Annotated in this window: 12 protein-coding genes and 2 pseudogenes; 3 read left to right on the top strand and 11 right to left on the bottom strand. The window is 58.1% G+C overall.

Annotation, left to right across the window (positions count from 1 at the left end; translation table 11 throughout):
* The 3 genes and pseudogenes from K289_RS0138870 to K289_RS0138860 form a co-directional block, all read right to left on the bottom strand.
* Nucleotides 1-282, bottom strand: a pseudogene (locus K289_RS0138870) (IS256 family transposase); the annotation flags it as partial.
* Between the two features lie 206 nt (nucleotides 283-488).
* The gene (locus K289_RS0138865) at nucleotides 489-1,772 is read right to left on the bottom strand and encodes a type II toxin-antitoxin system HipA family toxin (RefSeq protein WP_027556292.1); all 1,284 of its coding nucleotides are present in this window, start codon (nucleotides 1,770-1,772) and stop codon (nucleotides 489-491) included.
* Nucleotides 1,769-2,056, bottom strand: a complete 288-nt coding sequence (locus tag K289_RS0138860; protein ID WP_027556291.1) for a type II toxin-antitoxin system Y4mF family antitoxin — start codon at nucleotides 2,054-2,056, stop codon at nucleotides 1,769-1,771. Before K289_RS0138860 ends, K289_RS0138865 begins: the two co-directional genes overlap by 4 nt.
* A 243-nt stretch (nucleotides 2,057-2,299) precedes the next feature.
* On the opposite strand from K289_RS0138860, the gene K289_RS51175 reads away from it, so the two are divergent.
* On the top strand, nucleotides 2,300-3,013 hold the full coding sequence (locus K289_RS51175) for a hypothetical protein (protein WP_156918425.1): 714 nt from the start codon (nucleotides 2,300-2,302) through the stop codon (nucleotides 3,011-3,013).
* Between the two features lie 747 nt (nucleotides 3,014-3,760).
* On the opposite strand, the gene K289_RS0138850 is transcribed toward K289_RS51175, so the two are convergent.
* The 3 genes from K289_RS0138850 to K289_RS0138830 all read right to left on the bottom strand — a co-directional run bounded on the left by K289_RS0138850 (nucleotide 3,761) and on the right by K289_RS0138830 (nucleotide 7,709).
* Nucleotides 3,761-4,534 carry a polysaccharide deacetylase family protein gene (locus K289_RS0138850; RefSeq protein WP_027556289.1) on the bottom strand — a complete coding sequence of 258 codons (774 nt, stop codon included), beginning with the start codon at nucleotides 4,532-4,534 and terminating at the stop codon, nucleotides 3,761-3,763.
* A gap of 413 nt (nucleotides 4,535-4,947) precedes the next feature.
* Nucleotides 4,948-5,358: a hypothetical protein gene (locus K289_RS52680; RefSeq protein WP_027556288.1), complete on the bottom strand. Its 411-nt coding sequence runs from the start codon at nucleotides 5,356-5,358 to the stop codon at nucleotides 4,948-4,950.
* Between the two features lie 1,703 nt (nucleotides 5,359-7,061).
* Complete coding sequence (locus K289_RS0138830; protein ID WP_027556286.1) at nucleotides 7,062-7,709, bottom strand: DUF938 domain-containing protein; 648 nt, start codon at nucleotides 7,707-7,709, stop codon at nucleotides 7,062-7,064.
* A 329-nt stretch (nucleotides 7,710-8,038) separates the two neighbouring features.
* On the opposite strand from K289_RS0138830, the gene K289_RS46900 reads away from it, so the two are divergent.
* On the top strand, nucleotides 8,039-8,509 hold the full coding sequence (locus K289_RS46900; protein ID WP_027556285.1) for a hypothetical protein: 471 nt from the start codon (nucleotides 8,039-8,041) through the stop codon (nucleotides 8,507-8,509).
* 687 nt (nucleotides 8,510-9,196) lie between these two features.
* Here K289_RS46900 and K289_RS0138820 read toward each other — a convergent pair.
* The gene (locus tag K289_RS0138820; protein ID WP_027556284.1) at nucleotides 9,197-10,234 is read right to left on the bottom strand and encodes a cytochrome-c peroxidase; all 1,038 of its coding nucleotides are present in this window, start codon (nucleotides 10,232-10,234) and stop codon (nucleotides 9,197-9,199) included.
* Nucleotides 10,235-10,648: 414 nt separating this feature from the next.
* On the opposite strand from K289_RS0138820, the gene K289_RS0138815 reads away from it, so the two are divergent.
* A complete protein-coding gene (locus K289_RS0138815; RefSeq protein ID WP_051311298.1) occupies nucleotides 10,649-11,359 on the top strand; it encodes a lytic polysaccharide monooxygenase in 711 nt (236 codons plus the stop codon).
* 122 nt (nucleotides 11,360-11,481) lie between these two features.
* Here the strand turns inward: K289_RS0138815 and K289_RS0138810 are convergent, their stop codons facing one another.
* The 4 genes and pseudogenes from K289_RS0138810 to K289_RS49700 form a co-directional block, all read right to left on the bottom strand.
* Complete coding sequence (locus K289_RS0138810; protein WP_027556282.1) at nucleotides 11,482-12,762, bottom strand: type II toxin-antitoxin system HipA family toxin; 1,281 nt, start codon at nucleotides 12,760-12,762, stop codon at nucleotides 11,482-11,484.
* Nucleotides 12,752-13,090 carry a helix-turn-helix transcriptional regulator gene (locus tag K289_RS0138805; protein WP_027556281.1) on the bottom strand — a complete coding sequence of 113 codons (339 nt, stop codon included), beginning with the start codon at nucleotides 13,088-13,090 and terminating at the stop codon, nucleotides 12,752-12,754. Before K289_RS0138805 ends, K289_RS0138810 begins: the two co-directional genes overlap by 11 nt.
* A gap of 148 nt (nucleotides 13,091-13,238) precedes the next feature.
* Nucleotides 13,239-13,391: a hypothetical protein gene (locus K289_RS51170; RefSeq protein WP_156918424.1), complete on the bottom strand. Its 153-nt coding sequence runs from the start codon at nucleotides 13,389-13,391 to the stop codon at nucleotides 13,239-13,241.
* A gap of 421 nt (nucleotides 13,392-13,812) precedes the next feature.
* Nucleotides 13,813-14,057: pseudogene (locus K289_RS49700) on the bottom strand (IS701 family transposase); the annotation flags it as partial.

Here is a 14,057-nt window from a genome sequence, read left to right as displayed (position 1 = left end):
GACGGCGACCGGACCGATACCGGTCATCACCTCGCGTTCCGGCAGGTGACCGTGGCGCACGACGCGCTGGTGGCCGTCCGCAGTCTTCAAATCGGCATGCTTGCCGAGAAAGTCCGCGACCTCGGCCTCGACCGCCTGGGCCAACAGAGCACGCGCCCCATTGCGCAAGATTTCGGTGAGTTGATCGTCGACGTTTCCTGGCTGAATCAGCTTGATGATGTTATCTTTGGACACGGCATATCGCTCCTTCGGTGGAGAAGTGGAGGCGTCAAGCACCCCCACGATATGCCGCCTTCCCGATTCCCGCCGTCACCAAGTTTCAGCGATAGCTCCAGCGCGTGCCGTGCAAAGGTCTGCGACGAGATAAAGCTGACTCCTGGTCGTCGAACGACTGAGAGTACAATCGCGCCATCAGGTACAGGCTCCGGTTGTTCAACACGAGACTGGTCGCCCGATCCAGCACGCCGAACGTCGAACAAGAGATGAGCCTAGGTCGCCTTCAGAAACCGCTCACAAACCTTCGCACGATCACTCAGTTTAGACCCCAACCGCTCTATGATGGGATTGTCTAACCCTTCGCTCTCAGCGCGCGCATGGATAGCCGTCACGAGATCAGGGATCTGTTCCGCCATGGAAATCAGGCATGCAATAAGCTTGTCCGCATCAACGCGCGTTTCGCGAGAAAATTTTTGCCAGTGTCGCAAGCCGATTTTGTCGAGTTTGTATTCCCCTGCTACTTTCATTGAGAGCTTGATCTTGCGTATGTCGACATCATCGTATGGCAAAATGCTGGCTACGTCATAGAGTGGCGCAAGACGCACATGAGGGCCGCTGGCCAGAAGCAGAGAGTAATTTTTGGCATGCGCGTCGGGGCCTCCAATAAGCCAATTGAATCCTAGGGCGTTGACGAATGTTTCAATATCCGCCTCACGGTGTGTCGAGTAGGCACGCAAGAGCTCGACTATATCGACCGGCGTGGGCCCGCCCTCGTTTTGATATTTTTTGGTCGGCAGCACGCCCATTGCCTGGCAGACATCTTCCTGGTGGACCCGAATGATGTCGTTCCCGCTCGGTTGGCGGTCATAACGCTCAATCACGATCGCGACTTCATTTTCGAACCGCATCACTTTGGTTTCTGCAACCGGTAGCCCAAGACTGCGCGCGAGTACGAGACAGACATGCTCGTTCTCGGCGTGACCATCGAAATGGCCGGTCGGGGGTTTGAGGATATGTGTGGTCGGAATGCGCCCCGATGGAAGGCCCCAACGGCCTTTCTTCTGAAGAAGCGCCGTCTTCGGCTGTGCGCCGGCAAGACTGAATTGACCCGTATCGCGCGGCAGACGCCAAGCCGCGTGATCCTCACGCAAGGCCTGAAGCCGCTTTGCGATGTCCGACTCGTCTAGCCATTCGACCTTGTCGTCTCGTCCCGCTTTGAGAGCCTCTAAACGATCAGGCGTGACGAATTGAACGGCTCCTGCGCAATCCTCGCCGACATGGGCGATGAGAGCGAAGACATTGCGGGCCGATACCTGGAATTTCTTGGCCCAACGGTCGAGCACACGCTCATTGTCCGGCAGAAGTCCCCAGAGGAAGGCCTGTACGGCTGCAGGACCATGCTCTTCAGCGGCGAGCGGCATTGAGAGCGAGAGGGGATAAGCGTCCTGCGCGGTACGCCAGTCGCTGTCGTAGACAAAGGTCAGTCGGCCGCGTGTATCGTTTCGCACGCGGCCAACTTCGTTACCATCCAGGAGGGCGACAAGTTCGTTTGTCATGTTTTGCTCTTTTTCGCCTTGGCGACAATGGCATTGATGTCAACGGCGGTCGGTGCCGGGCCGCGGCTCGTCTTCAGTTCGGGGTTAGCGTTCAACGGAATGCCGAGAGCGTCCAATGCCCGAAGCACAAGCGCCAATTCGGCGCGCGGATGGCCATGCTCGATCTCGATGACCCATTGACGGCTGACGCCGATGCGTTTGGCAAGGGTCGACTGGTCGAGTTTGAGCCGTTTGCGCCGGTCGCGAATAACGGCGCCGAGATCGGCGGGTGTGCGGATGAGCATGGGGGAATCCATTTGTCAGCGTTCGCTGACATTATCAGATGTCAGCGTTCGCTGACAATCGTCAATGTCGGCGCTCGGCAACATTTACAAATGCCAACGATCGCCGACACTCATGGAATTTCATCCGAGTTTTCAACGACTTGGTTGGTGGATGGGGCCCAGCAGGTCGACCTTGCTAACTAGGCAGGTTTCCGGGCAGCTAACCGCGCTATCACAAAGTCGAGTGATGCGGAATCCCTGGCAATGGCGAAGGGAACTCCCCGGTCGAGGATACCGGTTGCTGGTGCTGATGATGGGGCTGCCCAAGCGACCTGTGCTAATGCGGCACGTAGTGTTGCCCAAAACCAGGATATCGCCTCGTTCGTGAAGGCCGCCGCGACGGTTACAGCTTTCGACGGGTCTAGCACTGTCGGAAAGATTGGCCTTGGCGCTGCCGCAGGCGTCACCGTAACAAGAGTTCGCCCATTGTGTCATCTATCGCGGCGGACACGTCTTGCATGCCCGCACGCCAATTGTTCGTATTTGGTTACAACATCTGTCTTCCTTTGTGCGCCCATACTCCAAGCAAAGTTGATTGTGGCCCGCTCGTTCGCCGGGGCTGACTGGTCGAGCCCTGTTACCGACAAGACGGGGTCCCTCACTGCTCTGCCGCGATCGCTCGGAGTGACGCGCAACCGGAATGCCCCGAAGGATGTGCTGTCATCGCCGGTGAATTCGTCGAAGCCCTCGCTCTTCGCCGCAGCCACGGCGACGTTGGCGCTGATTCCGCGCTTAGCTGCCTTCGACCGGATGAAGGCCTCGCTCTCGGTCTGCGAGGTGAAGGCGCCTCCTGATGATGACGACCTTGTCAAGGCAGCTGCCGGCGAAACGGCTGTCAGCCAGTTGCACAAGCTCTTGATGAATTCGAGGCTTCCCGGCGCTCCATCGGATGAACCCGCGTCGACGAGACCTTTCTGAGCGGAGGACACGGTAGATCTTTTACGACTTGCCCGTCCCAGCCTTACCCTTCTCAGGCTTCCCCGGGACCAGCTTCATCGGTTTACCGCACGCCGGACAGGGCTTTCGGATCAGGTGGAGCGGCGACATGTTCGATTTCCCTGCCCGGAAAGATAGTTTCATCAAGGGGGCCGCCGCAAGCGTATCGACAAAAATTGCTTCGAAGGCGATAAGCCGGCTGGAGGCCGCTTGACGAGTGTGTTTCGACGTACTGAAATGTACTCTCAGTGGTGTGGGGTTGCGTGATGGAGCAGGAATTCTATAGAGGCATGGCGGTATGCGTTCGGGCCATGGCAGATATGGCGGATCCGTTCACAAGGTCCCGTCTGCTGAAATTGGCCGACAGATATGACGCGAAATGCGTGCCACCACTCACTGGCACTGGCCCGCGCCCACTGCCGCGCCCTTCCCTTTCTGTCGCGCAAGGATCTGGCAAGGTCTAGGGCGCTTACGCGCTGGTGCTTGCTCGAGAGATCTGTTGAGCGACCAAAACTCGGCTGTGCGGCTCGGAAAGGCCCGCAATTCGGTTTTGTGGTCGACAGACATCCCAGCGACACGGGCGATCTCGTCCGCCCCTGGCTGGTTTGGTTCGTCTTCATTGGCACGGCCAGCCCCTCCCGTGCGCCGCCTTGAGGCATCAAAGCTGCCCCGGACCCATCGGGAGTTGTCTCGAAATCACCCTTTCCTTGGCGAGGTCACCTTTCGCTATCAATGTATGTCGGCATTTCTTTGCGGCGTTACCGCCGGGACGATGTGGACGACGTGATAGCCGTTGTCGTGCAGGTAGCGCAGGAAGACAGGCATCATGGCGGCCGTATGCGGCTTGGGATCGTGGAACAGAATGATGCCTTTGCCCACCTCATCTAGACGGCTGGTGACGAGTTTGAGCTCCTGATCCGCGGTCATCTCCTCCCAGTCGCTGGCCAATACGTCCGCCCCAAACACGATGATCCCGCGTGATTGCAGAAGATCGAGCATCGCAGGCGTCGAGGCGAAATAGGGGAAGCGAAAGAACGGGGTCGAGGGCGTTGTCCTCGACGCGCCATTGAGTGCCATCTCATCGGCCGCGATGCCGCGGTCAATATCCTCTTTCGCCTGCGCGACGCCGATCTTCGAGAGCATCGGATGGGACCAGGTGTGATGCGCGATGGTGTGGCCTTGTGCGGCCTCGCGACGCACGAGCTCGGGAAACTCGGCCGACGACTTGCCGACCAGGAAGAATGTGGCACGCACGCACTCCTGCGCAAGGGCGGCTAGCACGTCTTGTGTGTAGGGCGGCTGGGGGCCGTCATCGAAGGTCAGCACGACCTCGTGGTCGGCGAGCGCTAACGACTGCGGAAAGCTGTTGAGCCCAACCCGCAGATAGGTCCTAGCATCGATGGCAAGCACGCGTGCGGTACCGAGCGCATCTTTGCGCGCACAAGCTGGCGCACTTTCCGGTGGGGCAGCTGCGATCAACGCTGTCGCGGCACTCGCAAGCATCAGGGTCGACACGCACAAATATCTGCCGTTGAGGGCCATCGCGCCTCGCTGGTTATGGCCCTGAACGAACGATCCCGCGAACCGCATCAAGTGCCGGCGCTCGGGTCGAAAGCGCCTCTGGTCGTCCTGCAGCCAGATCAACGGCCCTTCTCTCGATCGGGCTTGGTTGAAACGGCCGGCTCGTCAAAACATTGCGACGTTTGGGATACTAACCATCTGGGCTGCACAATTTCGTGCAACTAGCGCGGCGCTCGCGCTTAAATTCCGCGTCCTGACGCCTTGTTTGATCGTTTTCGACGCGGGGACAGCGAGCGACCTCGCTAGTGCCTCTCCCGGCATCACGCTCATCGCCTGCTTTTCCGACGGGCGGCGTCAGCCTTGCAGGGCCTTGCGCACTGGAGGAAGAACGAGACTTAAGCCCGATTCGCTCGCGATCCGCTTCCGGAGACGCGACGTCGCCGGCGCCGCTCACTCGGTCCAGGAGCTACTCTGACGGGGAGTGTATCAGCTGGCGTCGGCTGTGCCAGTTCTGAAGCGGGCGCGATCATCTCCGGCTGCATCTCCGTAGGTATCGAGCGCGCCTCCATCACATCGAGCACTGCTCGCCCCTTCTCCGTGATGCGCCATCCTCCATTTACGCGTTCGATGAGACGCTGGGAAAAGATGTCCAGATCCGGCGCACGGGTTGCCATTCTCTTGGTGCGCTCTGCCCAATCGCGGCCGCTCGTTGCCAGGATAGCCATGTCCCGTTTCAGCTCCGCCATGGGAGCGAACCCGCCTGGATAGCTCACCAGGATCTTCAAGACTGTGACCTGGAAGTTCATCTGAGCGACATGACAGCCTGTCGCCTCAGGCCACTTAGTAGGCGCCCGGCAAGTCGCATCGCCGCCGATCCGTTCGAGGCACTCGCGTTTCCCTTCGGCCTTGCCGTCTCCCAGGCTCCCCAGGTGACATCTACGCGGATGCCGGGCTTACCTCGAACAATTCGCGCAGACCTCATTGAGGATCGCACGCGTTGGTGCGGCAGCAGCCACGTCAAAAATTTGGAAATCTCCCTCATGATCAAGGACGATAACACGACTAAGCACATTGCTGAATTCATATTGCTCGATCAACCGGAGATTCCAAAAATCAGTTTCTAGTCGCCCGCCCCGTCCCCTAGCGACATCGAGCGGCTTTCTTGCTCCTCTCTCCTTCCTCCTCGGCATGCGTGCAGCTTAGTCATTGGCGGCGCCGCGCTTGCAATCGGTCGTCACAAATCCAACTCGTGCAATAGGGACATGCCGGCACCGCAAGTGCCGCAAGCCCTAGCTCGACGCTCAGATTCTGTGTTCGAGTGACCGTTTTCGACGGATTTCATCAGATCCATTGTGCAAACTTGCGATTTATCTGCGCTCTAACGAGGAACGTGACTCTTGAAAGGGCGTATAGTTGTGTACGTCTCTCTGATTTTTACTGATTGATATTGTTCTGGAGGCCATCTGCCCGACGAGACATTTAGGTCGGACAGGCAACCGACCGGTTGTGCCTTCAAACAAAGATCGCGCTCTTCTGCCGCTGCTAAGCGCGCCGTACGTGGCGAGCTGATAGGAAGGTGGTTGTCGCAGCTCGAATGCCGCATCAATCTCTTCGTTGGGAAATGTCTATGAAGCAAGTCAAAACGGATGGTGTGGCGGATCTCACAGGCGACGGCGCCGCATTCAAAATACCCCGTCGACCAAAGATCAAAAAAATGACCGCAACGATGAAGCGGCGGGCTCTAAAGCTTCGGAAATCCGAGCAGCCGCGCCCACCATCTTCCTGAGCGGCATGGCGCGTTTTCGCAGGATCGACTGATTTTCCTTCCCAACTGCGCTGCGCTTGATCTGACCGGTGCATCATTGCGTGCTTTTCGCACCGCGCTTGAACTGGAAGCCGTCGAGCGGCTATCGTCAGACAAGACACGCGCGCATGAGAAGCGTCGACGCGCGCCGCGAATGTCTCTCTCGTCAGCCCCCGATCATGAGGTGGCGCTACAATCGCGAAATGCTTATTTCCGGGAGTGGAGCTGGCGACGCTTTCGACGGTACCGCCGGCACTTCGGCGTGTCCGATGATTGCGTCACAGGCCGACCTCAAGATGGCAGTGGCGGCGGAGACGGTCGACTTTCGCTAGTCGGTGTGCAAACGCTGCCGGCGGCGGTAGCAGCCTTTTCTCTCGTCACGTCGGTTGGCTCGGTTCCGCGTGGCCCGTCAGCTTGGATTGCCGCTGCCAGCGTTCCAGTCGGGATTCGGTTCGGCCGGCGAGGAGTCATGGGTCATTCTCCGCGCTAAGCGGCGAGCTAGTGCCGCTCCCGGTTCTGTTGAAGCGCCAACACCTACTATGACGGCCGAACGCCTGGGCCTGGCGCGCGCCCTGTGCTGGTCGCGAACTCTCGGCCGGATGGTTATTCATCGCCAAGCGTCTGGCACTCGTTAGGTCTAGAACGCGCCACGAGTGCGAAATGGCGAGACTCCGAGCGTCATATACTGGAAAGCTTGAGCCGCCTTCAGGACCTAGCGAAGAGCAGAATGAAGTTACTGGCCGGCAAATCCAATTGCCGCTTGAGCGCCAACCCATGCTTCCTGGCCTCCCTTTCAAGATCCCGCACGTCTTTGAGACCCCATTCGGGCACGCCGGCCGCACGGATCTCCCTGTCGAATGCCTCATTCGATCGTGTGGCGAATTTCCCGTCAAGTTTGAAGGGACCATAGATTGCGATGAAACCGGCTGGTTTCAGCAGCCTTGCGGCAAGCGCAGCAATGCCGTCCGCGATCGAGATGGGGGCAACTTGGAAGATGTTGATGGCGAAGATGACGTCGTAGAGCCGCTCATCGGCATCCGGCCAGGTCGCCGGAGCAGTGAGATCGATCAGAATGGGATCAGCAACGTTATTGTTGTCGCCCTCGACACGCTTCCTTTTGATTGCCTCAAAAGTACCTTGATCATAGTCGGAAGGCTGAAATCGAACGTTCGGAAAATACGGGGCGAAGTAATTGATATGCAATCCAGCGCCAGTAGCGACTTCAAGCGCATCACCCTTCGTGGGAAAGAGTTCTTTGAACGCTTTCAAGATCGAGTCCTTATTGCGGTTGCCCGCCCATGCTACATAAGCGCTGAGCGGATGCGGATCGATATTGGGCCTGTCGTTGGACATTCGGGTATTCCTTGCTTCTATGGCGAAAGATATTGAGCAGCGATTTGACTCCCTCTTTGCGATGATTAGCGGGCGCGTTCACGTGATGGCTGGAGGGACAAGTCCAGCAATCAGATGAGCAGCTTCGCAACGAAGTACGCATTCGATTCGAAAGACAAATGTAAGGAATCCAACGCGCGCGCCTATAGCTGCGCTAAACTGTCGGGCTCGCGACGAACGTATGCGAGGCCGCGCCTCGGCATCTACTGTAAAGGCGCCCATTTGCCATTCCAACTGGCTGGCACGGTTGTTGCCAACTTCCTGATTGTCAAGCCAACAGGAGGACGGCAATGTTCCGATTACGTGCACTCACGCTGCTTGTGCTCGTGCTTCTCCAACCCGCGTTTGGCGAGGGGGCAAAACCGGAAACTCCGGGGCCGTGCGATCTAGGCTCCTCAACAATGGCGGACTTTGCCGGCACGTGGTCGAACGAGAATCAGAACACGGGTATGATCACGCGCATATCTATCGATCAGCAATTCGACAAAGCGCTCGTTCATGCGTGGGTGAAATGTCGTCCGAACAACTGCGATTGGGGCATCGCCCGGACGCAAGCTTCCGAGGCTTCCAATGGACAGCTGCAAGTCGAATGGCAATATGGACTGTCGGTGAGGAAGGCTACCTTGACGCTCGTTGAACGCGGACGACTAATAGTACGGACGACGATTCACTTCAGCCCCAGCGCAGGCAGTTCCGACTATGATACCGTCGACCACCTCGTCCGAACGCTTGAGGAAGCCTCGGAAATCCATGGCAAATGAAGTCGTTCTCGCCGCCAGCCAGGCTCGGTGACGACCGACATCTTCAACTCAAAGGGTGTGCGCTCGTTTGATATCTCACAGCACGGCTCTTTCTCTCCGTTTGCCGGCCGTCGACCTGCAATAGACGAGGGCGGATTTTCAGTCGGAAACTTTGTTACCCAAAAAAGCTCGGCTGCTCGGTGCGAATGACTCTCTCACCTTTTTTCCAACGGAGAGCTCGTCACGGGAACCGAAATCAAGGAAATCACGCTTTAGGGGTCGCCGCACAGGCCCCGCGGGAGCCAGACGTCTGCGACTGCTCTCGTAACAGCCCGCTATCAGCAAGAGCTTGCCGCTCCGCGTCGTCTCTGTTCGACGGCGATGGCGGCATTTTAGCAAGCACTAAGTCGATCATACTTGTTCATCCTCAATCAGACGGGTCCTGGAACGGCGTTTGGGCACTGCCTGGCGAGATCATGGCGATCGCGCTACCCGCACAGCTCACGCGAAGCGGTGCAGGATCGCGTTCTACCGATCACATTTCGCTTGGCCGCCAAATCGCGCGTACCTGCGTGCTAGCTAACCGGGCAGGTTTCGGATGTCCGGACCACCACCATGTCAGTCCAGACGCGCTCAGTGCCTGACGAGCGAAGGTCGCGACGAGCGAGCTATAACGACCTGGAGAGTTTTATTCGCGGCAGAATAATCCTATCGCCCTAAAGACGGTGGGGGCGTCTCGTTTGTACGAGTTGGCAGCATCGGGTACTCGATGTTGGGTAGATGCCCCGTCAATGCATTCAGAAATGCGGCAATATCGCTTCTTTCCTTGTCGTCGAGCTTTGTCCCGAGTTGGACTTCCCCCATAATGCCGACGGCTTCCTCGAGGCTCCAAACCTGACCCGAATGGAAATACGGAGCGCGCAAGGCTACGTTTCGAAGGGGAGCTACCCGGAACACGTATTCATCGCCGACAGCGTTAGTCACGACGAACCGGCCCTTATCGGCTGTGGGAAGGAGTTTTGCATCCGGCTTTCCGACCACGCCAAACGGGAAGTAGTCCTGCCCACCAATGTTGATCCCCCTGTGGCAGGAGGAGCACCCCTTGTCCATGAACAGCTTCAATCCTGCCTTTTGCTGGTCGTTCAGAGCGCTGGCATTGCCGTTCAGGTACTGATCGAAGGGGGCAGCCGGCGTGGCGAGGGTTGATTCAAACGCCTCTATTGCCTTCGCAAAGTTATCGAAGCTGACTGACGGCGTATCGCGGGGGAAGGCTTGCTTGAACATACCGACATAGGCATCCATGGAGTTCAACGTTTTCGTCACGTGGTCCGGAGTTGCGTTCATTTCGGCGCTGGCCTGAACGGGGCCCTTAGCTTGAGCCTTGAGATCTGGCGCGCGTCCGTCCCAGAATTGGGCGACGTTGAAGACCGAGTTGTAAACGGTTGGGGCCCGGCGCGGTCCTTTTTGCCAGCCGTGACCAACCGAGGTTGGACCAGCATCGACGCCGCCGGTGCCAAGATTATGGCATGTATTACAGCTAATAATTCCACTCACCGAGATGCGAGGATCGAAGAATAGCTTCTTGCCGAGTTCGACTTTCTCGGGAGTGACCGGATTGTCCCTAATGGCGGGCAGGACCTTGGGAATGGGTCTGAAAATCTGCCTGGCGGACATCATCAGATCGTCTCGCGCGATAGCCTGCGATGAGACTAGCGCCAGAATGCTGGCAACAGACACCTTGCGCATCATGTGAGGCCCCCGATTCTCTCGATGCTCGCCACCGATTTCATTTGCGTTGCTAATCGGTTTGTTAAAACGCATCTCCGCTACGTGAATGCCTGCGGTCATGCAGAAACTGAGCCAGTTCTCGTAAGCTAAACCCTGCGGAATTTCTATGTTGGACGTCGGCTTTGCGACGCGTTCGCAGCGTTGCGATTGGCCGGTGTCGGCTTTTGGACAAACATCCTGCTCCGCCGCATTCCGCAGTGTCCGGGCAACCAAATGATTTCGCTTATTTGAAAACCCTCGCAGCACATCGCCTCAGCCCCATCGGAGGCTGGGTAGCTCCGCTTACGGCATGTCGATTGCTAGAGCTGGCAAGTCACCGACTAAGTCTGTGGGGTCGGAGCACTCTTCCAATACCCAACCGGAATTTGCGAGATGCACATCCGCTATAGGTTTCGATACAGGTTCAGCGCGCTGTTCAGCGGAGCGGCCTCGCTGGTCGTTGTTGCAGGCGCTCATGCGCAAGGGCGTCTCACCGAGCCCGCTTCACGCGTCGTTCTATGTACCGAACACAGGAATATAGACTGTCCAATTGACCTGTGGAGGGCCAACGCAATGGAGAGCGGGAAGTTCTTCCCTGCGATGAAGGGCGGGCTCCTGGATCTGACGGCGCCGACTGATGTCCAGAGCGCGGTGCCGCCACAGGACGGTCACATCGCCGGCAGCAGCGTACGCGGGAATGTCCCCTTGCTCGATGAGCAGACGCCGACGCGCTGGACAAAGATTCGCCTGCACTCCGGCGCCAAGCAAACGTTCAAATGGGAATACGGCGCGGTTCACCTGACCCGGCGCTGGAACTATTTCATCACCCGGATAGGCTGGAATCCATCTGCTCCGCTCACACGCGCCCAGTTCGATGTAAGGCCGTTCTGCACGATCCAGAACGAAGGTCAGCCCTATTGGGACCCGAACGCGAACCTGATGCCCAGCGCGCCTGCCGTTCACGTGTGTGAGCTGCCGAAGCGCACCGGCTACTACGTCATTCTCGCGGTGTGGGAAGTCGCCAACAGCCCGATGGCCTTTTATCAGATCGTCGACGCCATGTTCGAGGAACCAAAGCGAACGAGCGCCGGCCCGTCGCCTTGAACAAGCGACGGGGCGCGCCTGGGACGTGGAAATCAGCAGAGGTTGAGCTTAAGCTTAGTGAAGGGCCGCCGAGTGTTCTTTTCATACCTCCCTCCGGTCGGCCGTTCGCACCAAAATCCAACCTATCCAACCAGGTCGACGATCGGCTGCGGCGCGCCGATAAACGCATAAGGATTGAGGAACTGACGCCGCCAGAACAGGTTACGGTCCACTTCTGCAAGCGCCGCTTCGTCGCAGATGCTGGACCAACGTTCCTTAATGGTCTTGATCTGTGAGACCGCAATGGCGACGGCTTCCGCTTCGTTGAGAAGAAAGGAAGGCGCGGCTTTGAGACAGAGCGCAATCTGGCTGTGCCGGTCCTGCCCGAGAATAAGCATCGCTTGCGTCGCCTCGCCGCCTGCGCGGCCCTGCGGACAAATATCGTAGGCAGATGTGAGCGCGAGATCCTTACCATTCCAGAACGCGGCATGGTTGCGAGCGTGATCATCGGTATTACCGCAGAGCACGTTGAAAACGAGACGTGAAAAGAGCTCGCGCAGCGCTTCCCTCGGCTCCGCGAAACGATGACGGATAATGGTTGCGAGCTGTTCGTAGCTGGCATAGCGCGCCATCAGTTCATCCAATGCCAGCAGCGTCAGCGCCGAAACCATGGCCTTGCGGGCCCAGCCGCCCGTGACTTTCTCGCGATCGAACCGTTCGATCAACAGGACGTCCTTTCCCGCAACACGCTGGAGGCTTACGGGGGCGACGCGCAGTCCAGCCTCCGCCGCAAGGCGCATCGCGATGAACTCCGCTTTGACGACGCTATACAGGTCGGTTTGCGAGGAAAACTTCGCAATGAATTTCTTGTGATCAGACGTGATGGCTGCTTTCGGGCGGGCGCCGCCAATGGAGCTACCATCGAAGAGTGCGCGATCGAGTTCAGGCGTCAGCGGCGTACCTTGCTCAACGAGCGCTGCCGCATTCAAGAGCTCGTTCAAGGATGCGCCCTCGCCCTCCCGCGGGACGTAGACCGAGGGCGACGCCTGGAAATCAAGAGCGCCAATACGATCCGAGCTGGACTCCAGGAGAAAGGTCAGCTCATCGAGACTTCCGGCGTCGATCTCCTTGCCGCGCACACCGAACTTTCGGTTGAGAATGACGCGCCGGCCCCACGCGTCGGGGGCCGCATCGCGAAGGCAATTGGGCATGCTGAGCCCCTCCAGGAGCGGAAGGACGCCGCTCCGCAGGGGTAATTCGGGCTCACAGAGGGAATGGGCATCGTTACGCTCGAGATAGCTCCGGCCGTAATTGAAGACGAGTTGTTCGCCATTCCTGGACAAAAGTCCCGCAACGATGGGCTTCGTCTGGCCCGGCAGCCATGTCCAAACATAAGCCTCGGCATGGGCAGGATCAGAAGTCATCCTTGACCTCTTGCATTCGACGGGCGCGAACGGCCTTGGGCAGCAGCGCCATCACCTCACGATTGGTCTCGATCGCGCGAGACATGGCTCCGCGTTCCGCGTCGAATAGTTTGACACCAACAATCGCGGCAACCTCGAAGACCGCACCGATCGTGCAGCGCGGATCTCCCGCCTCAATACGGCGCAAGAGGCCGCGCGAGATCCCTGCCCGCTCCGCAACATTGAGTGTGCTCATCTTCCGCTCGATGCGAGACTTTCGCAGGAGCTGTCCAAGCAACATCGTAGCGTCCGCTGCATAGGGGGATATCGGGTGACGGACCTTGGCCATGGTCGTACCTCTGGTTCATATATAGATCGTGAAATGACTTTATGACAGATATATAGCGCGGATAGAACTCTATCGCAAGATTTCATGATCCGTAAATAGAGCAAAAACGTCTTGGTGGTCTGTTTATGTATCAAATCGCTTTTACCAATCAAAACCCTTGAGCACTAAAAATCCACAGCGAAAACAATGACTTCCATGAAGACGACGCCACAAGCGCAGCACCTTTTCCCATCTGCGCAGAGCTGCTGCCGGCCATCAGCACGTTCTCAGCGGCCGAGAAGCTCCGCTTGATGATGGCCATTGCAGCACGGTTGCGACGCAGACTTGTTCGAAACTCAGTTCCTCGGACCACGGGGCACGACGACACCATTGCGCGGGCCCAGGATCTTTGGCGCGGTTTCCAGAATTGACAGTTACCCGTCCCCGACGGTGCAACCCTTTTCGCTTGGGCGGAGCCGGCGCTACAAAGCAGCAAGTACCCAATGACAGTGCATGATGACGCTCCTCCAACCTCCACATCGCTGGCGGACGTCGCCGGCGAGCTGAGCGCATGAAGACGGATTTATCTGAACTGAAGATGCAAGCTCGGCAGCTCCTGGCCCACAAGCGAAGTCAGGCGGCATCCGCTTCACTGGGAGCAACAGCTGGCATCAGGTACGCCGTGATTTATGGGATACGCGCCCTAGCACTACTTTGGCAGAATCTGTTTGTGCGGCGACTTTTCAAGGAGTTGTTTTCTGCAGTACGGACACCACTGAGCCGGCGGCCGCAGGATGCGATCGACGATGGCGTGTCGTACTGCGGGCATGGTTGGCTGAGGCGGAGGCCCGTTGATTCTTTTTTTTCCGCCCCGCGTGTGCGAGGCGACGGTGTTGCAAGAAGGCGTAGGCAATCATAGTCATCAGGGCGTGACGATGAAGACCTTGCCATGATCGCCCTTCGAAGTGATCAAGTCCAAGCTCCTCTT

The sequence above is a fragment of the Bradyrhizobium sp. Cp5.3 genome, assembly GCF_000426265.1.
Classification (GTDB): domain Bacteria; phylum Pseudomonadota; class Alphaproteobacteria; order Rhizobiales; family Xanthobacteraceae; genus Bradyrhizobium; species Bradyrhizobium neotropicale.
This window is presented reverse-complemented; position numbering and strand designations above follow the sequence as displayed.

Excerpts from the sequence above, each read along its gene's own strand:
- K289_RS51175 (WP_156918425.1), top strand. The coding sequence starts at position 2,300 with ATGGCGAAGGGAACTCCCCGGTCGAGGATACCGGTTGCTGGTGCTGAT.
- K289_RS52680 (WP_027556288.1), bottom strand. The coding sequence starts at position 5,358 with ATGAACTTCCAGGTCACAGTCTTGAAGATCCTGGTGAGCTATCCAGGC.
- K289_RS0138820 (WP_027556284.1), bottom strand. The coding sequence starts at position 10,234 with ATGCGCAAGGTGTCTGTTGCCAGCATTCTGGCGCTAGTCTCATCGCAG.
- K289_RS0138810 (WP_027556282.1), bottom strand. The coding sequence starts at position 12,762 with ATGACTTCTGATCCTGCCCATGCCGAGGCTTATGTTTGGACATGGCTG.
- K289_RS51170 (WP_156918424.1), bottom strand. The coding sequence starts at position 13,391 with ATGGCCATCATCAAGCGGAGCTTCTCGGCCGCTGAGAACGTGCTGATG.
- K289_RS0138865 (WP_027556292.1), bottom strand. The coding sequence starts at position 1,772 with ATGACAAACGAACTTGTCGCCCTCCTGGATGGTAACGAAGTTGGCCGC.
- K289_RS0138850 (WP_027556289.1), bottom strand. The coding sequence starts at position 4,534 with ATGCTTGCGAGTGCCGCGACAGCGTTGATCGCAGCTGCCCCACCGGAA.
- K289_RS0138830 (WP_027556286.1), bottom strand. The coding sequence starts at position 7,709 with ATGTCCAACGACAGGCCCAATATCGATCCGCATCCGCTCAGCGCTTAT.
- K289_RS0138815 (WP_051311298.1), top strand. The coding sequence starts at position 10,649 with ATGCACATCCGCTATAGGTTTCGATACAGGTTCAGCGCGCTGTTCAGC.
- K289_RS0138805 (WP_027556281.1), bottom strand. The coding sequence starts at position 13,090 with ATGGCCAAGGTCCGTCACCCGATATCCCCCTATGCAGCGGACGCTACG.
- K289_RS46900 (WP_027556285.1), top strand. The coding sequence starts at position 8,039 with ATGTTCCGATTACGTGCACTCACGCTGCTTGTGCTCGTGCTTCTCCAA.
- K289_RS0138860 (WP_027556291.1), bottom strand. The coding sequence starts at position 2,056 with ATGCTCATCCGCACACCCGCCGATCTCGGCGCCGTTATTCGCGACCGG.